Annotated in this window: 22 protein-coding genes; 20 read left to right on the top strand and 2 right to left on the bottom strand. The window is 49.0% G+C overall.

Going from position 1 to position 26,256, the window contains the following annotated elements; genetic code table 11:
- Positions 1-162 precede the first annotated feature (162 nt).
- The 20 genes from mraZ (at position 163) to OZ401_RS10770 (ending at position 24,275) form a co-directional block, all read left to right on the top strand.
- On the top strand, positions 163-606 hold the full coding sequence (gene mraZ, locus OZ401_RS10865) for a division/cell wall cluster transcriptional repressor MraZ (protein WP_341468257.1): 444 nt from the start codon (positions 163-165) through the stop codon (positions 604-606).
- Positions 606-1,574 (top strand): 16S rRNA (cytosine(1402)-N(4))-methyltransferase RsmH, encoded by a 969-nt coding sequence (gene rsmH / locus OZ401_RS10860; protein WP_341468256.1) that lies wholly within the window; start codon positions 606-608, stop codon positions 1,572-1,574. Before mraZ ends, rsmH begins: the two co-directional genes overlap by 1 nt.
- A 72-nt stretch (positions 1,575-1,646) precedes the next feature.
- On the top strand, positions 1,647-2,156 hold the full coding sequence (locus OZ401_RS10855; protein ID WP_341468255.1) for a hypothetical protein: 510 nt from the start codon (positions 1,647-1,649) through the stop codon (positions 2,154-2,156).
- 18 nt (positions 2,157-2,174) lie between these two features.
- Positions 2,175-4,034: a peptidoglycan D,D-transpeptidase FtsI family protein gene (locus OZ401_RS10850; protein ID WP_341468254.1), complete on the top strand. Its 1,860-nt coding sequence runs from the start codon at positions 2,175-2,177 to the stop codon at positions 4,032-4,034.
- A gap of 300 nt (positions 4,035-4,334) precedes the next feature.
- Positions 4,335-5,816 (top strand): UDP-N-acetylmuramoyl-tripeptide--D-alanyl-D-alanine ligase, encoded by a 1,482-nt coding sequence (locus OZ401_RS10845; RefSeq protein ID WP_341468253.1) that lies wholly within the window; start codon positions 4,335-4,337, stop codon positions 5,814-5,816.
- Positions 5,813-6,949, top strand: a complete 1,137-nt coding sequence (gene mraY / locus OZ401_RS10840) for a phospho-N-acetylmuramoyl-pentapeptide-transferase (RefSeq protein ID WP_341468252.1) — start codon at positions 5,813-5,815, stop codon at positions 6,947-6,949. Before OZ401_RS10845 ends, mraY begins: the two co-directional genes overlap by 4 nt.
- Positions 6,950-6,951: 2 nt before the next feature.
- A complete protein-coding gene (murD, locus tag OZ401_RS10835; protein WP_341468251.1) occupies positions 6,952-8,361 on the top strand; it encodes a UDP-N-acetylmuramoyl-L-alanine--D-glutamate ligase in 1,410 nt (469 codons plus the stop codon).
- Positions 8,362-8,366: 5 nt separating this feature from the next.
- A complete protein-coding gene (locus OZ401_RS10830) occupies positions 8,367-9,977 on the top strand; it encodes an FtsW/RodA/SpoVE family cell cycle protein (protein ID WP_341468250.1) in 1,611 nt (536 codons plus the stop codon).
- Positions 9,978-9,998: 21 nt separating this feature from the next.
- Entirely contained in the window at positions 9,999-10,763 is a 765-nt protein-coding gene (locus tag OZ401_RS10825) for a hypothetical protein (RefSeq protein ID WP_341468249.1), read from the top strand.
- A gap of 5 nt (positions 10,764-10,768) precedes the next feature.
- Positions 10,769-12,145: a UDP-N-acetylmuramate--L-alanine ligase gene (murC, locus tag OZ401_RS10820; protein WP_341468248.1), complete on the top strand. Its 1,377-nt coding sequence runs from the start codon at positions 10,769-10,771 to the stop codon at positions 12,143-12,145.
- On the top strand, positions 12,142-13,122 hold the full coding sequence (gene murB / locus OZ401_RS10815) for a UDP-N-acetylmuramate dehydrogenase (protein WP_341468247.1): 981 nt from the start codon (positions 12,142-12,144) through the stop codon (positions 13,120-13,122). Before murC ends, murB begins: the two co-directional genes overlap by 4 nt.
- Before the next feature lie 4 nt (positions 13,123-13,126).
- Complete coding sequence (locus OZ401_RS10810) at positions 13,127-14,284, top strand: D-alanine--D-alanine ligase family protein (protein ID WP_341468246.1); 1,158 nt, start codon at positions 13,127-13,129, stop codon at positions 14,282-14,284.
- 6 nt (positions 14,285-14,290) lie between these two features.
- Positions 14,291-15,226 (top strand): cell division protein FtsQ/DivIB, encoded by a 936-nt coding sequence (locus OZ401_RS10805; RefSeq protein ID WP_341468245.1) that lies wholly within the window; start codon positions 14,291-14,293, stop codon positions 15,224-15,226.
- Complete coding sequence (locus tag OZ401_RS10800) at positions 15,226-16,173, top strand: PLP-dependent cysteine synthase family protein (RefSeq protein WP_341468244.1); 948 nt, start codon at positions 15,226-15,228, stop codon at positions 16,171-16,173. Before OZ401_RS10805 ends, OZ401_RS10800 begins: the two co-directional genes overlap by 1 nt.
- Positions 16,174-16,177: 4 nt before the next feature.
- Positions 16,178-17,518 carry a cell division protein FtsA gene (gene ftsA / locus OZ401_RS10795; RefSeq protein WP_341468243.1) on the top strand — a complete coding sequence of 447 codons (1,341 nt, stop codon included), beginning with the start codon at positions 16,178-16,180 and terminating at the stop codon, positions 17,516-17,518.
- A gap of 123 nt (positions 17,519-17,641) precedes the next feature.
- Positions 17,642-18,808: a cell division protein FtsZ gene (gene ftsZ, locus OZ401_RS10790; RefSeq protein WP_341468242.1), complete on the top strand. Its 1,167-nt coding sequence runs from the start codon at positions 17,642-17,644 to the stop codon at positions 18,806-18,808.
- Between the two features lie 341 nt (positions 18,809-19,149).
- Complete coding sequence (gene zapE / locus OZ401_RS10785) at positions 19,150-20,232, top strand: cell division protein ZapE (protein WP_341468241.1); 1,083 nt, start codon at positions 19,150-19,152, stop codon at positions 20,230-20,232.
- Between the two features lies 1 nt (position 20,233).
- Positions 20,234-21,754 carry an FAD-dependent oxidoreductase gene (locus OZ401_RS10780; protein WP_341468240.1) on the top strand — a complete coding sequence of 507 codons (1,521 nt, stop codon included), beginning with the start codon at positions 20,234-20,236 and terminating at the stop codon, positions 21,752-21,754.
- Positions 21,755-22,849, top strand: a complete 1,095-nt coding sequence (locus OZ401_RS10775) for a saccharopine dehydrogenase family protein (protein ID WP_341468239.1) — start codon at positions 21,755-21,757, stop codon at positions 22,847-22,849. It abuts the gene before it with no gap.
- Between the two features lie 19 nt (positions 22,850-22,868).
- Positions 22,869-24,275 (top strand): glycosyltransferase family 4 protein, encoded by a 1,407-nt coding sequence (locus tag OZ401_RS10770; protein WP_341468238.1) that lies wholly within the window; start codon positions 22,869-22,871, stop codon positions 24,273-24,275.
- Positions 24,276-24,277: 2 nt separating this feature from the next.
- Here the strand turns inward: OZ401_RS10770 and OZ401_RS10765 are convergent, their stop codons facing one another.
- Both OZ401_RS10765 and OZ401_RS10760 read right to left on the bottom strand, forming a co-directional pair.
- Positions 24,278-24,577 (bottom strand): DUF2103 domain-containing protein, encoded by a 300-nt coding sequence (locus OZ401_RS10765; RefSeq protein WP_341468237.1) that lies wholly within the window; start codon positions 24,575-24,577, stop codon positions 24,278-24,280.
- 173 nt (positions 24,578-24,750) lie between these two features.
- Positions 24,751-26,112: a TrpB-like pyridoxal phosphate-dependent enzyme gene (locus tag OZ401_RS10760; RefSeq protein WP_341468236.1), complete on the bottom strand. Its 1,362-nt coding sequence runs from the start codon at positions 26,110-26,112 to the stop codon at positions 24,751-24,753.
- Positions 26,113-26,256: the final 144 nt, after the last annotated feature.

Raw genomic sequence — 26,256 nt, 5'->3', positions numbered from 1 at the left:
AAATCATAAAAACCCTTGTAATACATAGAATATTATGTATAATTACCTCAAGAAGTGGTGATTTGAGGCATTAAGTGGTGATTTGTGGGGACACTTACTACTTAAATCGTTCTGAATCTGTAAGTTTGCGTGTAAAAGAGAGCCTATTTCGGGAGTAAGGCTGTGTTTTTTGGTAGCTACGAACATAATGTAGATATCAAGGGTCGGCTTGCCGTTCCTATCAAGTTCCGGAATGCACTAGAAGCCGGAATGTTTATTACTCGCTCCGTAGATAAATGCCTCGCACTTTACACCGATGTCGAGTTTCAGAAACTTGCCTCCGAATATGAAGCCCTTCCCACCACCGATCCAGATGCTCGCGCCTTACAGCGCAATTTCTTTTCCGGCGCATCCCCATGCGAGTTTGATAAGCAGGGGCGCATTACTGTTCCGCAGGAATTACGCAAATATGCCGCCATTGAAGGCGAAGATGTAACGGTAATGGTAATAGGCGTGAATAACCGTATCGAAATCTGGAGTAAAGAACGCTGGGAGCATGAGCAGGAAGTGGTCGAAGAGAAAGGCAGCGAAATGGCGGCACGTATGGGCAACCTACAATTGGTGTAATGATGACCCAGCCTTTAGGCAACTCTCCTCATTTCTCGGTATTGTGGCGTGAATCGCTGGAGGCTCTGAATCTAAGAGCGGGCGGTCGCTACATAGATGGCACATTGGGCGCAGGTGGTCATGCTTTTGGAATACTGGAGCGAATTGCCCCTGACGGTCAACTTTTAGGACTAGACGTTGATTCAATTGCTTTGGAGATTGCTCGAAAAAGGCTAGAACCTTTCAGTGATAATGCAAAGCTGGTTCAAAGTAATTTTTCCGGGATGGCGCAGGTAGCACGCGAATTAAATTTTTCGCCGGTGCAAGGGGTTTTGCTGGATTTAGGGGTCAGTTCTATGCAACTGGATAACCCCGCTCGCGGATTCTCCTTTCAAGGAGATGGTCCGCTGGATATGCGCCTAGGAGAAACTCAGGGAGATTTGACTGCCGCTCGCATTGTAAATGAATGGCGCGAAGAAGATTTGGTAAAAATCTTTTTCGAGGTCGGAGAAGAGCCGCAAGCGCGCCGCTTTGCCAGAGCAATTGTCGAGACACGCCAACACGCTCAATTTAAAACTACTTTGGAACTGGCGCATTTACTCCAAAGAGTTTCGGGCGGTAGAAGCGTAGGGCGTGAAAAAAAGCCGATTCACCCGGCTACCAAAGTATTTCAGGCATTGCGAATAACTGTTAACCGCGAACTAGAAAATCTCCGTTCAGGACTAGATGCGGCGATGGAAACACTCGAACCGGGTGGAAGACTGGTGGTTATCACATTCCACTCGCTGGAAGATCGTATTGTAAAGCATTTCATTCGAGATGCTGCTAGTGAGAGAGAGAATTTGCCGGGCGTTCCGGTGTATCTGGCGCAAGCCAAAATACCAACGCTCAAAATTATTACGAAAAAGCCGCTGGAAGCTGGAACAGAAGAACAAGCTTCTAATCGGCGTAGCCGTAGCGCAAAACTGCGAATAGCAGAAAAAATATAGGGACCCTACCGGCATACTGAAAACTCATATAGATTAAAGCAATTCAGGTTGCTTGCAGGATTTGAGGATAGCATGCAAATTCCCATGGACGATCCGGGCGCTCGCCCTTCAAACACCGGGTTCATAGGTACGGTAGCTGCATTTAAGATGAAAGCTGTTCGCGAACAGCTAATTAGGCGAGCCAGAAATATGCAATTGGCGGTGCGAATTGCACTGTTTGGGCTGATGATTTCTGCTGCCGCTCTGATCTGGCTTAACCAAACCAGTACCATTGTTCAACTTGGCTATGATATAGAGAGAATTGATGAGCGGGAAGCAGTTTTAAACCAGCAAGCCGAAGCTATAAATGCGGACATCGGTAAGTTGGTGAACTTGCGGCGTATTGAGCAAGAAGCTCGTGAAAAGCTCCATATGACCGAAGCTACCAAATTTGTTTATATGGATATTCCGGCAGCGCCACCTAGCGCGGTAGATGGTTCTAATAAAAACCCACGTCTTTATCAGGTTAGTGATTGGTGGCGCATTTTAAGCCAAATGTTACCCAGTCGTTGGCGCGATAATCTACCGGCGAGACTAAATTAGGCAGCAGGAGATAGCACTGTGAGCGATAAGCTTCGCTACCGTAATCGCACACCACTCAGGTTTGACTTCCAGTCGCCAACTATTGATGCGCCGGAATTGCCAGTACCTGAGCCAGAGCTTAAGAGGAAGCCGTTGCCGCCCCGTCGGAAGAAATGGGGTCTTTCTCCCTATACTCGCACGCGACTTACAGCCGGCGTAGTTACACTAGTGGCATTTGCGTTGGTAATTAATCTTTTTCACTGGCAGGTAGATCAAGCCTCAACCACTTCTGGTATCGCCAAACAACTGCATCTTCAGACCAGCGAAATTACCGCTAGACGTGGCTTGATTTATGATGCTAATAATATGTTGTTGGCAGGAAACTCGGCTGTTTATATAGTCTGGGGTGTGCCACGCGACCTTACTGAAGCAAAACTTACTGAGAATCTGGATAAATTACAGAAGCTATTGCCAAATGTACCAAGAGACCAAATAAAATCGGCGCTGGTACTTAATAAAGAAGGCACAAATACTTGGAATACGATTGCTAAAGAAGTAGATGCTACCACTGCTGAGCAAATTCGTGCGGCAAAGTTGGATGGTATTTATTTAGAGCCGAAACCACGCCGAGTCTATCCTAATGGTACATTACTGGCGCATATACTGGGCTTTACTAATTTTGAGATGAAAGGGGCGTATGGGGTTGAGGGTTACTATAATGATGAGTTGAGCGGACAGCCCGGTAAGATTCTGGCAGAACGCGATGCCACCGGTAACCCGATTGCGCTAGGTGCGCAACAGATAAGCCCCTCCGTTGAAGGCGCCGACCTGACCCTGACCATTGATAGCGCCATTCAGAGTAAGGTAGAGCGCGAAACTCTGGCAGCTATGTTCCGCTGGAAAGCAACGGCGGCTAGCGCAATTGTGATGAATCCGCAAACAGGCGCAATTCTAGCGTGGGTAAGTTACCCGGATTATGATCCAAACAATTTCAATAAGACCGATACTTCCCGATTTCGCGATCCGAACGTAAGTGACGTTTACGAACCCGGCAGCACTTTCAAGATATTTACTACCGCTATCGGTATTGATACCGGTGCAGTGACTCCTGAAACCAATGCCGGAACCTTACCGGGTTGCGTGATTAAATACGGATATACCGTTTGTAATTACAACAGGGTTGGATACGACAATCAAACTGTTATCAAAACCATCCAACATTCTAGCAATGTCGGTGCAATGTGGATAGCAGAGAAATTTGGTCCAACCAAATATTATAATTATCTGCACAATTTCGGCATTGGCGCTACTACCGGGATTGATCTCTCCGGTGAGGTTGAAGGGATTATTCGCTGGCCAGAAAATAAAAGCTGGACAATGCTCGATTTCGATATGAATTCCTTTGGACAAGCGGTAGCGGTAACACCAGTTCAACTGGTAACGGCTGTTTCGGCAGTTGCTAATGGTGGCAAATTGGTTAAACCCTACGTGGTTTCCAAAATTTCGCGGGATGGTAAGGTAATCGAAGAGACAAAGCCACAGGTAGTGCGGCAGATAATTTCACCTGAAAGCTCTCGTACCACCACTGAAGTGCTGGTTCAGGCGGTTACAGGTGGCGAAACGCATCTTGTTGATGTTAAAGGATATCGAATCGCTGGCAAGACCGGTACTGCCCAAATTGCGTTGCCTTCCGGTGGTTACAGTCCTGATATGTATATTGGTTCTACCGTTGCCTATGCACCGGCTGATAACCCGCAATTTCTCGTATTGGTGCGATTGGACAATATCAATACTTTTGGTTCCAATACGGCGGCACCGGCGGTTCAAAATATTGTTGAATTCTTGTTGCGATATTACAACATACCACCAACCGAACCGGTGACACCTGCCAACCAGTAACCGACTAAGGTTACTGCTCCTTCTCCCGACAACCACCCGCCCGTAATAGGGCGGGATGCATTTTTCCCCGGTATTTTAACCGGATTTAAAGATTATTGTAAAAAGTAGTACCAAAATCATAAAAAAAAGGATTGACTAGAGTTTGAAATCGGGTAATAATTAGGTGACAAATCCCATAGAAGCGAGTTATCCCAAGATTGCACGGTCGTAGCTTATCTGTTAAAATCGGCAAGCCTTTTACTATTCACAAACAGGTTCATCAGAACCTCTTCGTTGTTTATGAGGATGCTGAATTAATAAATGAAAAAGCTACTCACCTTGCCTGAACTGATACGAGCTACGGGCGGCAAGCTGTATATGCCGCTACCGGGTTTGAATCAATCGGGCGGAAATCTACCCGACAATCATCTCATCGCCAACTATCCTGATATAAGCACGTTAACAAGCGAAAATCCGACCTATTCTAAAGTTGTTTACGATAGCCGACAGGTAGTTCCCGGTACGTTATTTGTAGCGTTATCCGGTGAAAACACCGATGGTCATAATTATATTGAGGCTGCCATTGCAGCGGGTGCTTCTACATTATTAGTGCGAAAGAATTGGCTTGCTACTCAGGAAAATTTGCCAGCAGTACCTGTCGTAGCGGTAGAGGATACGCTCAAATCGTTTCAACAACTGGCTGCCGATTGGCGGGCGCAATATTCTACGCTCAATGTAGTTGGAATTACGGGCAGTGTTGGTAAAACCAGCACCAAAGAACTGGCTGTAGCAGTGCTTAACCAGCGCTACCACGTTTTTAAATCGCCAAAAAGCTATAACAATGAATATAGTTTGATGCCGGTACTACTCGAATTACAAGAGGAATACCAGCAAGCGGTTATTGAAATGGGTTGTGGCTGGGAATTTGGCGAGTTAACTCGCGTTTGTGCTGTTGCAAAACCACATATTGGGGTTGAACTAGGGGTTAGCCATAGCCATGTTGGGCGAATGGGCAGTCTCGAAAACCTTGCCAAAAACAAAGCAGAGTTAGTGCAAAGTTTGCCGCCGGACGGTTGGGCGGTTCTGAATGGGGATGACCCGCTTGTCAAGGCAATGGCAAGTCAAACTCAGGCTCAGGTTTTCTACTACGGTTTTGACCCTTCATTCGACCTGTGGGCGAGTGATATTCAGACCAATGGTTTGGAAGGTATCGCTTTTACCGCTAATTACAAAGGGTTAAAATATCATTTACGGCTACCCTTGCCGGGTCGCCATAATGTGTACACCGCATTAGCCGCTAGTGCAATCGGACTGTTGTGTGGGTTGAATTGGGACGAAATTGAACAAGGTTTGAAAGATACCAGCGCACAGATACGGGTGCTGGTGAAACCCGGTCTTAACGGTTCAGTCATTATTGATGATTGTTACAACGCCAGCGCTGTATCTACGGTAGCTGCGCTAGATTTGCTGGCAGATACTAAAACGCAGGGGCGCAAAATCGCCATGCTAGGCGATATGCTTGAACTGGGCTATTACACCGAGGAGGCGCATCGCATTGTAGGTAGGCGTGCTGCCCAAGTAGTGGATATACTGGTAGTAACAGGGGAATCCTCGCGTTTTACCGCTGAAGAGGCGTTAAAAAGTGGGTTAAGACAAGAACAGGTTATTTTCACAGAAACCAAACGCGAAGCTACTCAAATATTACGGGACCTATTACAACAAAACGACTATTTGCTGGTAAAAGCCTCACGTGGGATAGCTCTTGAAGAGGTGATAGCCGGATTGTTAGAAGGTCAGCCATGAATATGATTAATGATTGGAGTTCGCAGGTAGGCTGGCTTCTCGGTATGCAGCAGTATGAGATAGTAGGTCAAAGTAATCCGGGTAAGGGGCTTGAAACCCCTGTAATGATTATAGGCTTACTGCTGAGTGCGCTGGCATTTTTGGTTTCATGGGCAATCGGCAAGCCCTTGCTGGTATGGCTTAAAGCCAAGAAAATTGGCAAGCGTATCCGGTTGGAAGGACCTGAGTCGCACATGGTAAAGAGCGGAACGCCAACCATGGGCGGTTTGATGATAATTGGCTCAATCCTAATTGTCACGGTGATTTTCAACTTGCTACCTACCGGTAGGCTCTCGGTGTTACTCCCAATCGGAATGTTGATTGCTTGCGGATTGCTTGGTGCAGTTGATGATATGCTCAGCCTAGTTGGACGCGAGGGCAGTGAAGTACCTGTACCGGGTGAAAATCGCTGGCAGCGCCTTAAGCGTGAATGGCTGGCGCGGCGGGGCTTAACGGCTCGGTTTAAATTAGCCTGGCTACTGGTGATGTCTTTGGTAGCGGCAATAATCCTGTTTGGTCCGTTGGAATTGCAAAAAGTATATGTTCCCTTCGTGCGCGAACCGCTATCGCTGGGTTGGGTATATGTACCGATTGCCACCATTGTGATTGCCGGAATGGCAAATGCGGTTAACCTTACCGATGGTCTTGATACTCTCGCCGGTAGCACCTGTGCCACCGCTTTTGTAGCTTACGCTATTATCGGTTTTTTGCAAGAACAGCCGCAGGTGGTATTACTCGGCTTTACCGCAGCGGGGGCTTGTCTGGGCTTTCTATGGTATAACGCCCATCCGGCGCAAGTCTTTATGGGTGATACAGGTTCGTTGACGCTAGGCGCGTTACTGGCGATTCTGGCTTTCCAGACTAACCAATGGCTATTGTTGCCTTTGATAGGTGGGATTTTCATCTTAGAAATGGCATCGGTGGTTTTGCAGGTCTTTTATTTCAAATGGACAGACGGAAAACGCCTGTTCAAAATGGCTCCTCTACACCATCACTTTGAAAAAAGCGGTTGGTCTGAAACTCAGGTAACGATGCGGTTCTGGCTGTTTAGCTTGGTAATGGGGATGATAGGGGTAGCGTTGGCGCTATTGTGAAAATGGAACTTAAAGGTAAAAGAGCGCTGGTAATGGGTTTGGGATTGCACGATGGCGGACTAGGGGTCACGAAGTTTTTGGTGGCACAGGGCGCTGAAGTTATCGTTACCGACCTACGAAGCCCTGAAGTGTTAAAGCCCACCCTCGAAAAGCTAGAAGGGTTGCCCATAAAGTATGTATTTGGCGAACACCGCGAAGAAGACTTTCGCAACGCCGAACTAGTCATAAGAAATCCGGCAGTGCCCCTCGAATCTTCTTATTTGAAGATGGCGCGAGAAGCCGGTGCGCAAATTGAAATGGAACTTACGCTCTTTTACAAACTATGTCGCTCACACAAAATTATAGGTGTGACTGGTACAAGAGGTAAAACCACCAGCACTGTATTATTGGGCGCGATTTTGAAAGAATGGCGCAGCGATACAGTAGTCGCGGGTAACTTGCGAATCTCGGCGCTCAACAAACTGGATGAGATCGGGGAAGACACCCCGGTAGTGCTGGAAATCTCGTGTTGGCAACTAGAAGGGTTTGGAGAACAGGGTATCAGTCCGTCATATGCGGCAGTGACCAATTTGTCGCCCGATCACCTGAACCGTTATCGCAGTATGGCAGAGTATGCTAACTCCAAACGCTGGATTTATCGGAATCAGGGTAAAGATGGTGTCGTATTTCTCAACCTGAACGATGCGTTGGTTCGCACCTTTGCCGAAGATGCGCCCGGTAAGGTAGGTTGGTTCGCTCTTAATCCTTTACCTAAAGATAAAGCCGGGACATTTTTGAAGGATGAAGTGATTATCTGGCGCGATTGGGATGGTAACGAGGAAGAAATTTGCTCAAGTAATACCTTGAAACTACCCGGCGCACATAACCTGATGAATTCTCTTACGGCAACTGCTTTGGCAAAAGCGGTAGGCGCGCCTACTGAGGCAATCCGGCGCGGCATTGAGAATTTCAAGGGTGTGCCGGACAGGCTGGAATTTGTAAGAGAAATCAACGGGGTGCGTTTTATTAACGATACTACCAGCACTTCTCCGGCAGGGGTATTGGCAGCATTAGAAGCGATGCGGCAGAGCGAAAACAAGGATATTGTATTGATAGCGGGTGGCGCGGATAAAAATCTTCAATTTGAGGGGATGGCTACTGCCATTGCCAATCCGCAAAACCGGGTTAAAGCGGTAGTGTTGCTTAAGGGGAGTGCAACTCCCCGTTTGCAAGAAGCCTTGGCTCAGGCAGGCGTACCGGAGAAACTGTTACACGGGCCATTCGATGATTTTCCTGCGGCGGTTAAGCTGTCAGCAGAATTGGCAAAAGAGGGAGGTCTAGTGCTACTATCTCCCGGTTGTGCCAGTTTCGGGCTTTTCACACATGAGGTTGAACGTGGTGAGCGATTCCGCGAAATTGTAAGCAGGCTTTAAAAACAATGGTTACAACAGATATAACCAAACCAAATCAAAATAAAGCTTTGGTCAAATCTCTGACCGGAGGTAAACCCGACTACTGGCTGTTGGTGCTGGTAGCGGTTATTTTGACTCTAGGCACAGTAATTATTTATAGCGCCAGTTTTGTGGAAGCGGTAAATACTCCTCCAGACTATAACTCTGCCTCAATTTTGTTCAAACAAATTACATGGGTTGTGGTAGGGCTGGTAGGACTTTTTATTGGGGTAAAAGTAGATTACCATTTTTGGCGCAAGTATAGCGTAATTGCTATGGTCGGTGTATTGGCGCTGCTAATATTAGTATTAATCCTACCCGACCAATTCGCACCGTCTATAGCTGGTGCAAAGCGTTGGATATTTCCGGTTGGTAAAAGTGTTCAGGCGCAGTTCCAGCCTAGCGAGTTTGGCAAACTTATCCTGATTATATATGCAGCACACTGGTTGAGTAGCAAAGGCGACAAGGTTCGCAAGTTTTGGTACGGGCTATTTCCGTTTGCCATTACCATTGGGGTAATAATCGGGTTAGTCGAACGCGAACCGGATATGGGTACTTCGCTGGTTATCGGCTTTATCGGGTTGGCGATGTTCTTCGTAGCCGGAGCAAATCTTTTGCATTTGATTACGGGCGTTAGCCTTGCCGGTAGCGTTATATACCTGATGACGGTTACTTCACCGTGGCGACTAGAGCGATTTAAAGCCTACTTCGATCCGTTGTCCGATGTTACCACCCATACTGCTCAGGCATTGCTAGGGTTAGGCTCAGGAGGCTTGTTTGGTGTAGGGCTTGGGGCAGGGCGGAGCAAGTTTTTTTGGCTGCCTACTCAATATACCGATAGCATATTTGTAGTGCTAGGCGAAGAATTGGGTTTGGTTGGCACTGCACTGGTAGTATTCCTGTTCTTGGCATTGGCATGGCGGGGCTATAGTATTGCTTTGCATGCGCCGGATGGTTTTGGACGATTGGTAGCAGTAGGTGTCACCAGTTATATTGTTTTTCAGGCGTTTCTTAATATTGCGGTGGTATCTAACCTAGTACCGTTTACGGGCATTCCGTTGCCCTTTATCAGCTATGGCGGTTCTTCGCTGGCTATCTCAATGACTGCGATTGGGCTTTTGCTGAATGTTTCTAGGCAACAGGTGGATAATCCCCGTATTCTTGAAATGGCATTACAACGAGAGCTTGAGCGCAAACAACGCGATTTATTGCGTGAGCAACGTGCGGCTGAGAGAGAAAGACGCGAAGCGCAGCAAAAATTGCATCAAACGGTTATTTCTGAGCAAGAAAATCAAGACCTTGAAACAGCCCGAAAAGCTTGGGAGGTTCGCACTGCGCAGGAAAAAGCCGAAATAGCTTGGCGCGAGCAAATTGAGATAGAAATGGCAAGACAGAAATCCGAGGAGCAAGCCCGCCGAGATAGCCAACGGTTGGCGCTAAAGCAAAACTTGCCTGCGGTAGCCAGTAAATCCTTTTTGGATTTTGAATCTCAGGCTGATAAGCCGCAAATAGGGGGCGTAAAACTGCGCAAGCCCCGGCGCGATTGGGCTAAAGTTTACAATAATCTGGCGCGGCGCAATAACAGCACTGACGACTAGGGTCTTAGGGTCCCAATAAAGATGACCGTAAGCTTTTTATGGTTAATTGTAACGATTCTGATCGGGGTCTTTACAGTTCGGGGTTATGCACGAGGTTCTTACCGCGAGTTCGTGTGGAGCTTCGCTCTGGTGGTGACCGCTTTCATCGTGCCGGGCGTACTGGATATTTTAATAGGTATTATTAATGTTATTGCCCAATTTATCAGTGATAGGGTAAATGCAGTAGCAAAAGGCACCGGCGCTTTCCAGATCAAGCTCGACAACAACTTCAAAACGGGCTTACAGACCGTATTGTTCCTATTGTTGGTCGGCTTTGCTTATTTGTACGGTCGTAAAAGACCGTTGCCGGTTCCGGGAAAACCTAATAAGTTCCGCCCACCTAGCGATAAAAGTCTGTTGGGGGCGTTGGTAGGGTTTTTCAACGGTTTGTTCTTTTTAAATTATATATACAGCAATATTACTAAAATTCTGGGTAAGGATTTACGGCTGACTTTTCTTGATAACGTAAAAATAGCCGTACCCCAGATCGGAGGTAACGGCGCTCCCCAGATCGGCGGCGGCGAGATTAAACTTAGGGAAACGGGCGAACGCTTTCCACTGCTTGCTTGGTTGGATTATCTGCCGTTGATAATGGGAGGGTTTTTGCTGTTTTATCTAATTTTTGTGGTATTTTTTAACCCGCCCACCAACAAAGAAGGCGGCATTGATTTTGTAAGACTCTTTCTGGGGCTTGCAGGAGCTACTCTGATACTATTGATCGGGGTAAATGTATTTCTGAGGAAATGATAACTTTGCCGGGATTAGATGAACTCGATACCAGTCACGTTTTTTTGCTGGGTATAGCAGGCGCAGGGCAGTACCCATTGGCAGAAATGTTGCTGGATATAGGCTGTAAAATTTCAGGAAGCGACCTGAAACCGGGTGAGAATGGCGAAAGGCTGCGGCAGCGTGGCGTTACGGTATATGAGGGGCATGATCCCTCTAATCTAAAAGATGCTACCTTGTTGGTTACAACCGCTGCTTCCACTGCCAATAACCCGGAACTGATTGAAGCTCAGGCACGCGGTATTCGCACTTTAACAAACGCACAAATGGTAGCTCTACTGGTCAACTCCAAACGTTGCCTTGCTATAGCGGGTACCCATGGCAAAACAACCACTACTAATTTGGTGGCTGCGTTACTTTCTAGAGCAGAGTTAGAGCCAACCTTTTACATCGGAGGAATTTCAAGGGATTTGGGATGCTCCGGGGGAATGGGTAAAGGTGAGTACGCGGTAGTAGAAGCGGACGAATATGCACGTCGTTTTCTTGAGTATCGCCCTGATGCTGCCCTTGTGAATAATATAGAGGGTGACCATCTGGATTATTACGGCGATTTTGAAACCCTGAAGGCGGCTTTTCATCAGTTTGCCACCCAATCACGTCGTTTGTTCTTCTGTGCCGATGAGCCGAATGCTCGTTTGATGGGTGAGCAATTCCTCAAGGAACGCGGTTCAGGGGTTTATCTTTACGGACTGGATGGAATGGCGGACTGGCGCGCTGCCAATATTGAGTCTAATTCGCTGGGTGGTAATGATTTCACGCTCTGGCAGGGTAAAAACATACAAGCGCGGGTTTCACTGGCATTGCCCGGTTTACACAATGTGAGCAACGCGGTGGGTGCGCTGGCGATGTGCATAACCGCCGCACCGCATATACCACCCGCCAAATTTTGCGAACTGATTTCGGAATTTCAGGGAACTGCCCGCCGCTTTGAGGTAAAGGGCGAGAAAAACGGAGTGTTAGTGGTGGATGATTACGCTCACCACCCCACTGAAATTATGGCAACGCTCGCCTCGGCACGGCAGCGTTATAGCGGTAGGCGGTTGGTTGCTCTTTTCCAACCCCACACGCATAGACGCACCAAAACGTTTCTTAATGAGTTTGCCGCCGCATTTACGCAGGCAGACCGGGTGCTTTTGATGGAAATATTTCGGACGAGGGAAACCGATACGCTGGGTGTTTCCAGCGAGGATATTCTAAGCCTTATGCAGCACCCCGGTAAAGTGACGCAAGTTGTTACATATCAGAATGCCAGCGTCATATTGAAAGAGATTCTTCAGCCCGGCGATGTGCTGCTGATGCTTGGGGCGGGTGATATCTGGAAGATTGCAGACTTGCTGTTATGAGCTTTGACTTTCAAGGCGCAAAACTGGCTTTGGAGCACGTTTTAGGTAAGAAACTGGTACTGGGCGAGCTACTTGCCAAACATACCTCATATCGAATCGGTGGGGCGGCGGATTTCTTCGCTCGAATCACCCGCGAAGAGGATATGCTGGCGGTGTTGCGCACTTGCTGGGAACTGAGTGTACCGTTGCTGGTGTTGGGAAACGGCAGCAATGTGCTGATAAGTGATCTCGGTTGGCGCGGAATGGCGGTTGAGAACCGGATGGCGGAAATTACAATAACCCCACAACCGGACGAAACCGCCGTACTAAAAGCCGGAAGCGGCGCATTACTAGGGAATGTGGCGCGGCGCATGGCAAAAGAGGGTTGGGCGGGGTTCGAGTTTGCCGCCACAATTCCGGGCAGTGTGGGTGGCGGAATTGTCAGCAACGCCGGGGCGCATGGCAGCGATTTTTCAAAAGTGCTGAGGCGCGTAGCGGTTGCCACTCGGCAAGGTGAGCGCAAGTTGTTTGCCCCTGAAGAATTAGGAATGGCATACCGCCATACCCGCTGGCGTGAACACGTAGGTATGGATAAAGCGGCAATAGGCGAACCGGGTAACGAGTTGATTCTATGGGCGGAGTTTGAATTGCGTAAAGGCGATTCGATTAGCCTCAAAGAAACGATTGATGAAATGACGAACTGGCGGCGCGAAAAACAGCCGCAGGAACCAAGCGCAGGCAGTGTCTTTAAGAACCCGCCTGCCCCCTTCCCGGCTTCCGGCAAAATGATTGAGGAAGTCGGACTCAAGGGTAAGATTATTGGGAGGGCGCAAATCTCGCCACGACACGCAAATTTTATCGTCAATCTGGGTGGGGCGCAGGCTTCCGATGTAATGGCGTTGATAAAACTGGCGCAAAAAACTGTTAAAGAAAAGTTTGGCGCAGAACTAGAACTGGAATTGGAGATATTGGGCGATTGGGACACGCCCTTAAATTAATAAAATGAGCGAAGAAAAACACAAAATTAGAGTTGGTCTAATATTCGGTGGTAGAAGCGCAGAGCATGAAGTATCGCTTAATTCTGCCAAATCTGTTGCGGCAGCGCTCGACCCTGAAAAATATGATATTACCCTGATCGGCATTACCCTTGAAGGTAACTGGCTTTATCTGGGCGAAAGAGGAACGAGCGAGGTAAACCCTGCTCGGTTGATGGCGGAAGCCACTGTCGGAGCGTTGCCCGTTACAATCGTGGGCGACCCTACCGTAAACGGCTTGGCGACAATTGAGCAAACTGCTACTGGATTGGCTGTATCGCCCGGAAAGACGTTAACTAGCGGTCTGGATGTGGTGATTCCGGTTTTGCATGGACCTTACGGCGAAGATGGCACTTTACAGGGCTTGCTTGAGATGGCGAACGTGCCATACGTTGGACCCGGAGTGTTGGCTTCAGCGGTTGGGATGGATAAAGTGGCGCAGCGCGAATTGTTCCGCTCTGCCGGAATATCAGTCATTGACTATGTAGCGTTCAAGCGGCGCGATTGGGATAAACCTGAAAAGAAAGCCTCAATTCTGGCGGAACTTGAAGAAAAGATCGGCTATCCCTGCTTCGTAAAGCCTGTCAATATGGGTAGCAGCGTTGGCATTGGTAGAGCTACAGATAAAAGTGAACTGACGAACGCCATAGATAACGCCGCTCGCTATGATCGCAAGATTATGGTCGAAAAAGGGGTACGCCCGCGCGAACTGGAAGTAGCGGTACTGGGCAACGATGAGCCGATAGCTTCGGTGGTGGGCGAATTGGCACATAGCGCCGAATTTTATGACTATAAAGCCAAGTACATTGATAGTCAGGGTATGCAGTTTTTTATCCCGGCGCAAATCCCGGAAGAATTGAGCGACCGCATCCGTACTTTGGCAATTAAAGCCTATCTGACGCTGGATTGTGCCGGTATGACCAGAGTGGATTTCTTTCAGGATAAGGATAGTGGGCAGCTATTTCTCAATGAGGTTAACACCATTCCGGGTTTTACCTCGCTGAGTATGTACCCGATGATGTGGGAAGCAAGCGGCTTGAGTTACCCGCAATTGGTTGATCGTTTGGTAGAGTTGGCGATAGAACGCCATGCCGATAAAAATCGCAATGAGGTTAAACCCGGTTAGGAAGATATGAGTTCAAGAGGACCGAGATACAGAAGCAGAGTGCCGCGCAGTAGTAATGAGGAGCCTTCCTATACTTCCTCACGCTATACGCGCCCGCAAGTACGTATTGAACGTCCTGAGTTTGAGAAAGTAAAACCAACCCGCAAGAAAAAGAAAAAACCTGAGAGGGTTAAGCTGACCAGTACAGTCTTGAGCGGAGTGCGCGGCTCGCGCCGTTTTAGTGATACACTCAAAGCCGATTTCAAAAGTGGCAGAATACCCTTATTGGTCGGTCTGGTTTTGGCATTAGGTCTGGTTTACTGGATTTTAACTGCCTCGAATTTCAAAATGACTAACATTAAGGTTACTGGCAGCAAGTATCTGGATGCAAAGGCTGTTATAGATACTACTGGCGCGAATCAGCAAAATTATTTCTTGCTAAAGGAAGATGATATAGCTGCTAAATTGCGCCAGAAACCCTATATTCTCGATGTTAAGGTGACAAAGGCACTACCCAATGAACTGCGAATTGAGGTAATAGAACGTAAAACCGGGGCTGTATGGAAAATTGGTGACATGTACTATATGGTTGACCCTGATGGAGTGATTCTTGAATCTTCCGCGCAACCAAGAAGTGATGCTTCCACTCTGCCTGTTATAAATAGCCTAGATACTACTCAGAAGAAGGTAGGTGAAAAGGTGGAGGGGGTCGCGGTTTCAAGTGCTGCCCCAATTCTTGATAGATTGCAAACGGAGGGTATAAAAATCACCTCGCTGGATTACTCGCCTACAACCGGCTTAATAGTGGTAGGAAATGGCAAAACCGGAACATGGAAAGCGCTTTTTGGAACAGACGCAGAACTGGATAAGAAAATCAATTTGCTGAAGGCGTTGCAGGCTCGAACCGATTTGAAATGGTCATTGGCAGATTTGCGCTTTACCGATAAGCCGGTTATAAGCTGATGTTCTTTAATAGTATTTTAGAAACAATCGGTAATACCCCGTTGGTAGCGCTGGACAGATTGGCGGAAGGCTTACCGGCAAGGGTACTGGCTAAGATTGAGTCGGTAAATCCCGGCGCAAGCGTTAAAGATCGTGCTGCGCTTCGGATGATTGAGGAAGCCGAGAAGCAGGGCTTATTAAAGCCGGGTGGTACGGTGGTCGAACTGACCAGCGGCAATATGGGTGCAGGGCTGGCGATAGTATGCGCCATCAAGGGCTATCGCATGGTTGCGGTGATGAGCGAAGGCAACAGTATTGAACGGCGCAAAATGCTGGCAGGTTTAGGCGCGGAGGTAGCGCTAGTGCCACAGGCGATTGGTAGCGTACCGGGTAAAGTTAGCGGCGAGGATTTGGCGCTGGTGGAAGAACGGACACAAGCGCTGGTGAAGGAATTAAATGCTTTTCGCCCTGACCAGTTTAATAATCCGGCGAATGCAGCGGCGCACGAACTGGCAACCGGAAAAGAGATATGGGAACAAACCGACGGTAAAGTAACTTCTTTTGTGGCAATTGCCGGTTCCGGCGGTAGTTTTGTTGGAACGGCGCGTGCATTGAAACACTATAACCCGGCTATCAAGTGTTTTGTAGTTGAGCCGGAAACAGCACAGGTAATCGGGGGCAAGCCCGTTACAAATTCGGCGCACAAATTGCAAGGCGCAGGTTATGCGCTGATGCCGCCTTTGTGGGATTCGGGGCTTTGCGATGGGACTATCGGGATAACAGATGAAAAAGCCACTTTTACTGCTCGCGCTTTGGCGAAGCAGGAAGGTATCTTTGGGGGCTTCAGCAGTGGCGCAAACGTAGCTGCCGCGCTGCAATTAGCAAAACGGGCGTTACCGGGCGACCTTATCGTAACGCTGGTATGCGATAGCGGATTAAAGTATCTGAGCACCGATTTGGTGGAGTAAACATATGGCTGTTAACCGTGAAAAACCCTTGGTGGGAATAGACATTGGCACTTCTAAAATCAGCTGCATTATCGGGCAGGTGACCAAAGATGGGCATATTGATATTACCGGATACGGAGTAAGCCCTAGCAAAGGGTTGGCTAAAGGCGTAGTGGTAAATATCGAAGAAACCTCGCAAAGTATCGCCAGTGCGGTGGAAAAAGCTGAAAGGCTTGCCGGAATAAAAGTTGGCGCGGCTAATGTAGGGGTAACGGGCAGCCATGTAAGCAGCATCAATAGTCGGGGCGTGGTTGCGGTGAGCAAATTCGATCGCGAGATAGGGCATGAAGATGTAGCAAGGGTAATGGACTCTGCTCGTGCAGTAGCTATACCGCCCCAGCGCGAAGTTTTACATGTTATCCCGCGCACCTACGTAATTGATGGGCAGGATGGGGTACGCGACCCAATCGGTATGAGTGGCTACCGTCTTGAAGTAGAGACTCATATTGTTACTGGAGCGGTCAGCATTTTGAATAACCTTTACAAGGCGGTACAGCGCGTAGGCATCGAAGTGGAAGAGTTGGTACTCGAATCGCTGGCAGCCAGCGAAGCGGTGCTAGGAGAGGCGGAGAAGCGTCTGGGTGTCGTGTTGGTGGATATCGGCAGCGGCACAACCGATATTGCAATATACATTGACGGTACTATCTGGCACACCGCGGTATTACCGATTGGCGGCAATCATATTACCAACGACATCGCCATTGTATTGCGTACTCCGCTTGAAACGGCTGAACGGTTGAAGACAAAGTACGGTGATGCTTCGGTAATCGGCTCTATGAAGGGTTATTACGGGGGTTATTACGGACACGATAACTGGAAATTGCGCAAAGTAGATGAGAATCCTAAAGTGGATGAACAGCCGGATGAAATGATCGAAGTGGAAGCTTTCGAAATCGGTAGTAAACAGCGCGTTTCCAGAAAAACTTTGAATGAGGTAATCTATGCTCGTGCGCGCCAGCTTTTTGAGATGGTGCAAGGCGAGATCAAGAAAAGTGGCTACGATGCGATGATCCCCGCAGGCATTGTGCTTACGGGTGGTTCTGCCAGTTTGACGGGTATTACCGATGCGGCGGCGCATATATTGCGAATGCCCGTTCGTGTAGGTGTCCCACGGGGGATGAGTGGAATGGGCGGAGACGCCTTGAACAATCCCGCCTACAGCGCCGGCGTGGGACTGGTGTTGTGGGGTCTGAAGAAGATGAACGGCGAAGATATTTTGCAGGAACCGCGCCGCGCCAGCAGTGGCGGCGGTGGGGTTGGCAGGAAATTTTCTGGCTGGTTGCGAAATTTTTTACCGTCACAATAGTAGTTAATCGGGACTTATAGCCGGGTATTGAGTTCCAAACTGGGTTTATCGGTCGGGGATAGCACAGTAATGGGGAGAGAGAAACCGGCAACAAGCGGGTTGCGTTAAAAGGAGATAACCCTAATGACATCAAAAAGGATGCATGATCAGCAGTTAATAAATAGCGTGGATCTGGAAAGCTTCGCGCAGATAAAGGTTGTGGGCGTAGGTGGCGGCGGTTCCAATGCAGTGAACCGTATGATTGAGAGTGGTCTTACCGGTATTGAGTTTTACGTAGTGAATACCGATGCTCAAGCCTTGCTCTATAGCAAAGCCCCTACCCGTATTCGGATTGGCGATAAAGTTACCAAAGGACTTGGCGCGGGCGGTAATCCGGTAATCGGCGCTAAGGCTGCTGAAGAAAGCAGCGAGGAATTGTTTGAAGCGCTAAAGGGCGCGGACATGATATTTATCACCAGCGGTATGGGCGGTGGTACAGGTACAGGCGCTTCCCCTATCATAGCCCAGATCGCTAAGGAAATCGGCGCGCTTACCGTGGGCGTGGTAACCAAACCGTTTAGTTTTGAAGGCAATCGCCGCAAGGCTTCTGCCGAAGAAGGCATTGCCCGCTTTAAAGAGCATGTAGATACCTTAATCACAATTCCTAACGATAGGCTGTTGCAGGTTGCCGATAAGAAGACCAGCATAGTAGAAGCCTTCAGAATTGCGGATGATGTATTGCGGCAAGGTATTCAAGGTATTTCTGATCTGATTACCGTTCCGGGCTTAATCAACCTCGACTTTGCTGATGTTAAGAGCATTATGACCGATGCAGGGTCTGCTTTGATGGCAATTGGACATGGTACGGGCGATAATCGTTGTATTGATGCCGCCAAACAGGCAATTGAAAGTCCTTTGCTGGAGCTATCAATTGAAGGGGCGCGCGGAGTGCTGTTCAATATTACCGGTGGAGATGATCTCGGTATTCTCGAAGTTTACGAAGCAGCGGAGATAATTCAGCAAGCCGCCGATCCTGACGCTAATATTATAGTCGGTGCAGTGATTGATCCACGTATGGGTAGTGAAGTGAAGCTGACGGTGATTGCAACAGGCTTTGATGCGGTACGCAAGCCGCAATTGCGCCCGGTGCAAGTGCCGCACTATACCAACCAACCGTTGCAACAGCCTTCCGGCAAGACCAACTACCAGCCTACTGCGCCGGCTGAGCCGTATCCTTATCGCCCTGCGGCTAACGATGATTTGGATATTCCGCCGTTCCTACGCTATCGCCAGAACCGCGGGAATCAGTAGCACCGATTTTGAGTTAAATAAACTACGGTTTTGTGAGAGATATCGCCCGCTGGTAACCGGGCGAATCGCCGCCTAAACCGGAACTCAAAATCACTTTTCAATGGACATATCTTTGTATTGACCTCTTATCCTAGACGCTACTAACGTCAATCCGGATAGGTGCGTTGATACATTCTCTTTTAACGCAAACCAAGCAGCGGTCCTCACAAGGGATCGCTTTATTTTGCTATAAAATAGCACAAATGTGCGCTTACTACAAGTAGTAATTCTCCACTTTTCTCAACACGCTAGTATTGACAGCGTATTGATTAATCGGCTACACTCAGCAGGTGAATACATCGTTGCAAAAATCACAAGATGGGCTTGAATTGCCCAACCGTACCCTGACCTTTGACCAGATTGACTGTGAGGTTAGTATTGAAGAGGTGGTCGGGGGTTTTGTGCCTACTCCCCGTTTTTCCCATGTTTCGTTTGAAAGCTATCGTCCTGACCCGAAGCAGCCTTCTCAAGCAAGTACACTACAACGGCTACGCGAATATGTGAGTGGGATACAAGCAGAGCGTGGCGAGCGTGGGGGTCTTCTTGGCTTTTTAAAGAAGAAAACGCCGGTTGCTATAAAGGGGCTTTACCTTGATGGTGGCTATGGGGTGGGCAAAACTCATCTTCTTGCTTCTGCCTATTTGGAAGCACCTGCCCCCAAAGCCTATCTTTCCTTTCAAGAACTGGCTTATGCGATTGGTGCTAAAGGGATGGCACCGGCAATAGAAGCTTTCAAACCCTATCGCCTCATCTGTGTGGATGAGTTTGAACTGGATGATGTGGGAAATACCATGCTCGCCAAAACTTTCATCCGAGGTGTGATGGAGGGTGGCAACACCCATATCTTGACCACTTCAAACACGCTACCAAGTGAGTTAGGACAAGGGCGTTTCAATGCGGATGATTTCAAGCGTGAAATCGGTATCATCGCCCAAAGTTTCGAGTCGATTAGGTTAGAGGGTGAGGATTATCGCCATCGTGCTTACGGTGAGAATGTCCTTTCGGAAGGTATTTATGCGTCTGATTCCGCTGCGCTGCACAACGCCTACACACACTATATGCCGCTTAAAAGCTCAAAGTTATATACCACTTTTGATGAATTGCTAAAACATTTGGCAGCGCACCATCCTATTCGCTACTCGCGCTTGCTTGTGCCACTGGAAGTAGTATTTATCGAAGGGCTTGCACCTTTCCACGAACAGATTGACGCGCTCCGTTTCGTACATTTCATCGACAAACTGTACGACCAGCGGGTAAAACTTGCGGTGTCGGCAAGATGCACACTACCAGACCTGTTCTTGCCGGAATATCGTGATAAAGGGTACGCTAAAAAGTATCGACGTTGCCTCTCTCGCCTACATGAGTTAATTTCAGAAGGAATATAAAATGCAATCTGAGCCTCGTGCCTGTGTGATAATCGGGGGTGGTGTAGCAGGACTGACTGCCGCTTTACATTTGACCGAGCGGGGATTGTTGCCGCTCGTGCTGGAGGCTGAACCTGCCTTTCTGGGTGGTCGTTGGAGTACAAAACCGGCAGTTGAGCTTACTTCTGCCGATGGGCGGCGCTGGAGCTTTCCTGCCGAACATGGGATTCATGGCTTGTGGTGGCAATACAAGAACCTCAAAGCGATGGCTGCCCGGCACGGCTTTATGCCGGAACTGGTTTTTGCAGATCGCCAGCAATGGGTTCACGGTGAGTCGAACGGTAAAATTCTACGCTGTGAGATGGGGCGAGGTGTGCGTCGTACTATACTTTGGCCTGCCCCTTTCCATTACGGCGCGTTGTCATTTTACCCCCCTTTCGTGCGGATGCTAACTTTCAGTGATATTTTCAAAATCCCGGTAGTGCTAGGTACTTTGCTGACTGCTACCGCGATTGACCCGTTGGTTGAAGGTGTAAGCTTAGAAGGTAAAACTGTTGCGGATTTGTGCAAAGGCTGGCCTCCGCGCATGACCGCATTTCTAGCAACTTTGGCGCGTAGTGGCTTATCGGCACATCTAGATCAGGTTCCGGCAGCGGGTTTTATTGCTTTCTTACGCTTTTATTCGCTGCTGCGGCGAGACAGCCAGCGTTTCCACTACTTGCCCACCGACCCGGAAACCGCGTTGATTGCGCCGATGGCAGAAAAAATTGTTCGGGCTGGTGCTGAGATTCGTAAGGACGCAAGGGTAGAACGGCTTGAACGTGTGGGTGAAACAGGTTGGGTAGTATTTCTGGAAAATGGGGAAAAAATCGAAGCATTGCATGTAATAGTGGCTACCGATGCGCCCGCCGCCAGCCGTATCTTTAACAATAGCCCAACCACCGCAGCGATTACTGCTGATATGAAATGGCCCGAAGGTCGCCATACGGGAGTCTTGCGCTTTTGGTTCTCCGAGTCGCCTCGCAAGCGCACTGCCGAAGCGGGTATTATCAGTGGCGATTTTATATTAGATAACTTTTTCTGGCTGCATCGTATTCTGAATTCGTTCAAAGAATGGCATACTGCAACGGGCGGTAGCGCTTTGGAAACTCATATTTACAGCCAGGAGACTCTTGATCTGGATGATGCGACGATTATTGCTCAGGCGCGGGAAGCGGTAGAGCGGATATTTCCGAAGTTGAAGGGTAAAATTTTACATGTCACCTTCCAACGCAACCCTCCCTCCCACACCCTTTTTGGAATTGGTTCTTTAGCTCATCATATGGGCGTGCGAACTCCATTTCCGGGTTTAAGCTGTTGCGGCGATTGGGTGCGGAATCCTTTGCCCGCCCTGTTTCTAGAACGGGCGGTCGCTACGGCAATATTGGCGGCTAATGCGGCGCTGGAAGAAAAGGGGCTGCCTGTTTTTGAACTGGAAAAGTATGATAAACCAGAATTTTTTGCCCGCCTGATTAGCGGTTGGATTTCATCGGCGAGGGTTTAAATGTCAGGAAATAGGCTAGTGCTTTTTGGGGCAAGCGGTTACACCGGCAGCCTTACTGCGCCTGTACTGGCTCAACACGGATTTGAAGTGGTGCTGGCGGGGCGCGACGGGGTAAGGCTGGAAGCAATGCGCCGTTTACCGGGTCTTGAGCATTGCGAAATTATCGTTGCCGATCCACTGCAACCCAAATCGCTTGCCGCTCTTTTTGAAAATCACCCTATCCTGCTGGTTAATTGCGTAGGTCCTTTCACGCTGTATGGAGAAGCGGTGGTTAAAGCCGCGCTTAAAGCGGGGGTGCATTATCTTGATATAACAGGCGAGCAGGAATATATGGCGCGGGTGATTAACCGTTACCATGCTCTAGCTCAGGAAAAACAGGTGGCGATAATTCCCGGTTGCGGGGTAGAGTATGCGCTAGGAAATTGGGCGGCGACCTTAGCGGCAAATGGGCTTGAGCCGCTGGATACAATATCAGTGGCAAATGCGGTCGCGCTTAAAGGTCGGGGCATCAGCAGCGGTTCGACTCTTTCGTTGCTGGAAGTGCTACGCAAACCGGGTTTGGCTTGGCAGGACTACCAGACTCAAATAAAGCTAATTGCTTCAGAAGGGCGGAGTTTTCGCTTTCCAGCACCGCTCGGAGTACGCCGCGCCCTTATCGCGCCTTTTGGCGAAAACCTGACCTTGCCAAGACATATAAAGTGTAACAATGTAAAAACCTATATGGCGGTCGGGAGCGGTACTTACTGGTTATCACGGATTAGCTTCTTATTACTCCCCTTTTTTGGTGAACTTATTAGGGTTATAGTCCGACCGTTTGTCAAAAAAGGTGGACCTGATTTACAGCAACGCGAGGCAAGTCGCTGGTCAGTAGTGGCAGAGGCAGTGGGACGCAAAGGGGCGCGCCGGGTAGCTTTGAGCGGTGTGGATATGTACGGACTAACTGCTCAGATTATTGCTTATTGCGCCTCCCAAATTCTTTCAGGTGAGTTTCCGGGCAAAAGCGGCGGGGTGTTAGGGGCAGCACAGGCTTTTGAAGCCCGCGCCGCGTTGGATTATCTGGCTACTAACTGCGGCGTAAAGGTAGAAGTAGAATAGTGCGTGAGAGGGATTTGAATTGAGCGCGAAACTCAAATTGGCGTTTTTTAGCCCGATAAACCCGGTGCAATCCGGTATAAGCGACTACAGCGAAGAACTTTTGCCCTATCTTGCCCGTTATGCTGATATTGATCTGTACCTTGATGAAAACCTAAACCCTACGAATAAGACCTTATTGCAACAGTTCAAGACATATCCCGTTTCAAAGTTTCGCGCTCAAGCGGGTAATTATGATACATATCTGTTTCACATGGGCAACAGCGCGGCGCATGCCTATATATATCGCAGCCTGCTTGAATACGGCAAAAAGGGCGTGCTGGTGTTGCATGATTACGTGCTACATCACTTCTTGATCGGTCAATACCTAAACAACGGCAAGGCGCAAGAATACATTCGCGAGATGGGTAGACACTACGGGACTGAAGGCGAAGCTACCGCGCGTGAGGTAATCAAGGGACGTTTGCCGGAAGTGCTGTTTCGTTACCCCCTGTGCGAACCGGCGATAGAAGCGGCGCAAGCGGTGTTGGTGCATAGTTCTTATGCGCAGGGGCTTATTAAAGCTAGATTCCCTGAAAAGCTCACAGGTATTGCGCGGATGGGCGTTCCGTTGCCCCCGCTGGTAGAGAAGAAAATAGCGCGAGAACGGCTTGGTTTAGCGCAGGATGAGTTTATTCTGACTTCATTGGGGCATCTAAACCCCTATAAGCGGTTGGATAGCGCTCTATGGGCTTTTCGTGCTTTCAGTAGGGAGTATCCCCAATCGCGCTTTGTGCTGGTCGGTAGCCCTTCGCCCAACTACAATGTAATGGGGATGATAACAGCGTTGGGGTTGCAGGGCAAAGTGGAGTTGACGGGCTACGCTAGTGGTGAGAAATATGCCAATTATTTAGCGGCGGCGGATGTGTGTATTAATATGCGTTACCCTACCGCTGGGGAAACCTCTGCTAGCCTTTTGCGTATAATGGGCGCGAGTCGCCCGGTTTTGGTGTCGCGGACGGGCGCATTTGAAGAACTGCCGGACGACACTTGCGTTAAGGTGGATGTGGACGAAGCCGAAGAAGAATTGCTTCTGGAATACCTGCGCTTGTTAGTGCGTCGCTCTGACCTTGCTGCCCAACTGGGCTTTAATGCCCGCCGTCATGTGGCATTACAGGCGCGTCTTTCGGATGCAGCGCATGATTATTATCTGTTTTTGTGTCGGGTGTTGGGGCGAGTAGCGGATATTGAGCCAGAACCACCCACCGCTTTCGATGAAAAGCTGCAACCGCTTTCGAGTTTTACGCCTGTTAGTCAGCCTGTTACAAAAGAGGTAATCGCGGACACACTAACACCCTATTCTTTGCTGGAGGAGGTGGCACAGGCTGCCGCCGAAGTGGGGATAGCAGAAGACGACTTTGCTCTGAAGAAAATAGCAGAAAGCCTTTAACTCTATCTCTCGCTCATCAATTGTTCAAGCGCGGTTGTAACCCCCTCCGGTTCGGCGGTATAGGCGTAGAACTGCTGTACACTGGACGGCCCGGAAACCATAATCCGCAAACCTGCGTCAATAGTGGTGGCTTTCAAGCCAATACCGTTTCCCTTGCGTGGCTTGATAACCCCGATAACGATTTTAGTAACCCGGCTATCGTCGCGTAAAAGTTCGATAACTGGAAAAGCCGGGGCAATTACCGTACTATGTTTGCCGTTGAACTTTGCGCCGCGCAATAAACCGCGTGGTTTGTCTGACACTTTATAACCTTTCCCCTATATAATCGGTTAGTTTCACTTCCATCTCTATTATAAGCCCTTTCGCAATCCTGCCAATTGTTTGAATAAAAAAAGCCGTTGTTGGCAACGGCTACTTTGCAGTTGTGCCCCGGTGAGATGGCTGCGAAAACCACGCGATGGGGCAATTTTATAACCTATGCAATTACCGGTAGATGGGACAAAGCTTCCTGCACTTGCTCGCTTGAGTATTCGATGTCAACCAAGTCACCCTTTAGGTATCTATCGTAAGAGCCTAAATCGAAGTGCCCATGACCACTCAGGTTGAACAGGATGGTTTTGGAAACGCCCTCCTCGCGGCAACGAATCGCCTCGTCAATTGCTGCTTTGATGGCGTGAGTTGGCTCAGGTCCGGGCAGGATACCCTGCGTCCGGGCGAAAGTGACACCCGCTTCAAAGGTGGCGTTCTGGTGGTACGATCGGGCTTCGATTGCGCCCAACTCCATCAGGTGACTGACCAACGGAGCCATACCGTGATAGCGCAACCCTCCGGCGTGGATACCTTCCGGTACAAAATCGTGACCGAGGGTGTGCATCTTGACCAGCGGGGTTAGCTGCCCGGTATCGCCAAAGTCGTAGGTGTAAACCCCTTTGGTGAGAGAGGGGCAAGCGGCAGGCTCAACCGCAATGACGCGGATATTCTTACCCGCGAATTTATCCTTGATGAAGGGGAAGGTTATACCTGCGAAATTGCTGCCGCCCCCTGTGCAACCGATGATGATATCGGGATAATCGCCCACTTTCTCCAATTGCAGTTTGGCTTCCTGCCCGATGATGGTTTGGTGCATCAAGACGTGGTTTAGCACACTTCCGAGGGAATAACGGGTGTCGTCACGTTGCGCCGCGATTTCTACCGCTTCGCTGATTGCCATGCCGAGGCTGCCCGGAGAGTCAGGCGAAGTTTCTAGGATTTTGCGCCCAGAAGCGGTGGTATTGGAAGGGCTGGCGATTACTTTTGCGCCGTAGGTTTCCATCAGGGCGCGGCGGTACGGTTTCTGTTGGTAACTCACCTTTACCATGTAAACGGTGCATTCAATCCCGAACATTTCGCAAGACATCGAGAGTGCAGTACCCCATTGCCCCGCGCCCGTTTCGGTAGTGATGTGCTTTACCCCTTCTTTCATGTTGTAATAAGCTTGGGGAACGCTGGTATTGGATTTGTGGCTACCGGACGGACTGACCCCTTCGTACTTGAAGTAGATTTTGGCTGGCGTATCCAGCAATTTTTCTAAGCGAAGGGCGCGATAGAGCGGGCTTGGTCGCCATAGCTTGTAAATTTCCTGCACTTCTTCCGGGATGTCTATATAACGCTCAGTGCTAACTTCCTGCTTGATTAATTCCATCGGGAAAAGTGGGGCGAGGTCTGCCGGTCCGATTGGTTGGTGCGTGCCGGGATGCAAGGGTGGTGGCAACGGTACGGGCAAATCAGCCTGGATATTGTACCAGGCGGTAGGCATTTCCTTTTCATCCAATTCGATTTTGGTGGGATGAGCTACCATAAGGGTTCCTCCTGAGCGAAATCACTTTGTATTAGCCACATTAAGCGGTAGTTTGGGGCAGAGCTTTTATTTCTATTGTAACTTGAAAACCGGAATTCCTATTTTTGCCTGACCGAGCGAATATACAACGAAAAGCAATTTTGC

The organism is Candidatus Chlorohelix allophototropha, assembly GCF_030389965.1.
In the GTDB taxonomy this organism is placed as follows: domain Bacteria; phylum Chloroflexota; class Chloroflexia; order Chloroheliales; family Chloroheliaceae; genus Chlorohelix; species Chlorohelix allophototropha.
The sequence above is the reverse complement of the archived record's forward strand: the minus strand, read 5'-3'. Positions and strand labels throughout refer to the sequence as shown.

Excerpts from the sequence above, each read along its gene's own strand:
- rsmH (WP_341468256.1), top strand. The coding sequence starts at position 606 with ATGATGACCCAGCCTTTAGGCAACTCTCCTCATTTCTCGGTATTGTGG.
- OZ401_RS10855 (WP_341468255.1), top strand. The coding sequence starts at position 1,647 with ATGCAAATTCCCATGGACGATCCGGGCGCTCGCCCTTCAAACACCGGG.
- OZ401_RS10845 (WP_341468253.1), top strand. The coding sequence starts at position 4,335 with ATGAAAAAGCTACTCACCTTGCCTGAACTGATACGAGCTACGGGCGGC.
- mraY (WP_341468252.1), top strand. The coding sequence starts at position 5,813 with ATGAATATGATTAATGATTGGAGTTCGCAGGTAGGCTGGCTTCTCGGT.
- murD (WP_341468251.1), top strand. The coding sequence starts at position 6,952 with ATGGAACTTAAAGGTAAAAGAGCGCTGGTAATGGGTTTGGGATTGCAC.
- OZ401_RS10830 (WP_341468250.1), top strand. The coding sequence starts at position 8,367 with ATGGTTACAACAGATATAACCAAACCAAATCAAAATAAAGCTTTGGTC.
- OZ401_RS10825 (WP_341468249.1), top strand. The coding sequence starts at position 9,999 with ATGACCGTAAGCTTTTTATGGTTAATTGTAACGATTCTGATCGGGGTC.
- murB (WP_341468247.1), top strand. The coding sequence starts at position 12,142 with ATGAGCTTTGACTTTCAAGGCGCAAAACTGGCTTTGGAGCACGTTTTA.
- OZ401_RS10810 (WP_341468246.1), top strand. The coding sequence starts at position 13,127 with ATGAGCGAAGAAAAACACAAAATTAGAGTTGGTCTAATATTCGGTGGT.
- OZ401_RS10805 (WP_341468245.1), top strand. The coding sequence starts at position 14,291 with ATGAGTTCAAGAGGACCGAGATACAGAAGCAGAGTGCCGCGCAGTAGT.
- OZ401_RS10800 (WP_341468244.1), top strand. The coding sequence starts at position 15,226 with ATGTTCTTTAATAGTATTTTAGAAACAATCGGTAATACCCCGTTGGTA.
- ftsA (WP_341468243.1), top strand. The coding sequence starts at position 16,178 with ATGGCTGTTAACCGTGAAAAACCCTTGGTGGGAATAGACATTGGCACT.
- ftsZ (WP_341468242.1), top strand. The coding sequence starts at position 17,642 with ATGACATCAAAAAGGATGCATGATCAGCAGTTAATAAATAGCGTGGAT.
- OZ401_RS10780 (WP_341468240.1), top strand. The coding sequence starts at position 20,234 with ATGCAATCTGAGCCTCGTGCCTGTGTGATAATCGGGGGTGGTGTAGCA.
- OZ401_RS10775 (WP_341468239.1), top strand. The coding sequence starts at position 21,755 with ATGTCAGGAAATAGGCTAGTGCTTTTTGGGGCAAGCGGTTACACCGGC.
- OZ401_RS10760 (WP_341468236.1), bottom strand. The coding sequence starts at position 26,112 with ATGGTAGCTCATCCCACCAAAATCGAATTGGATGAAAAGGAAATGCCT.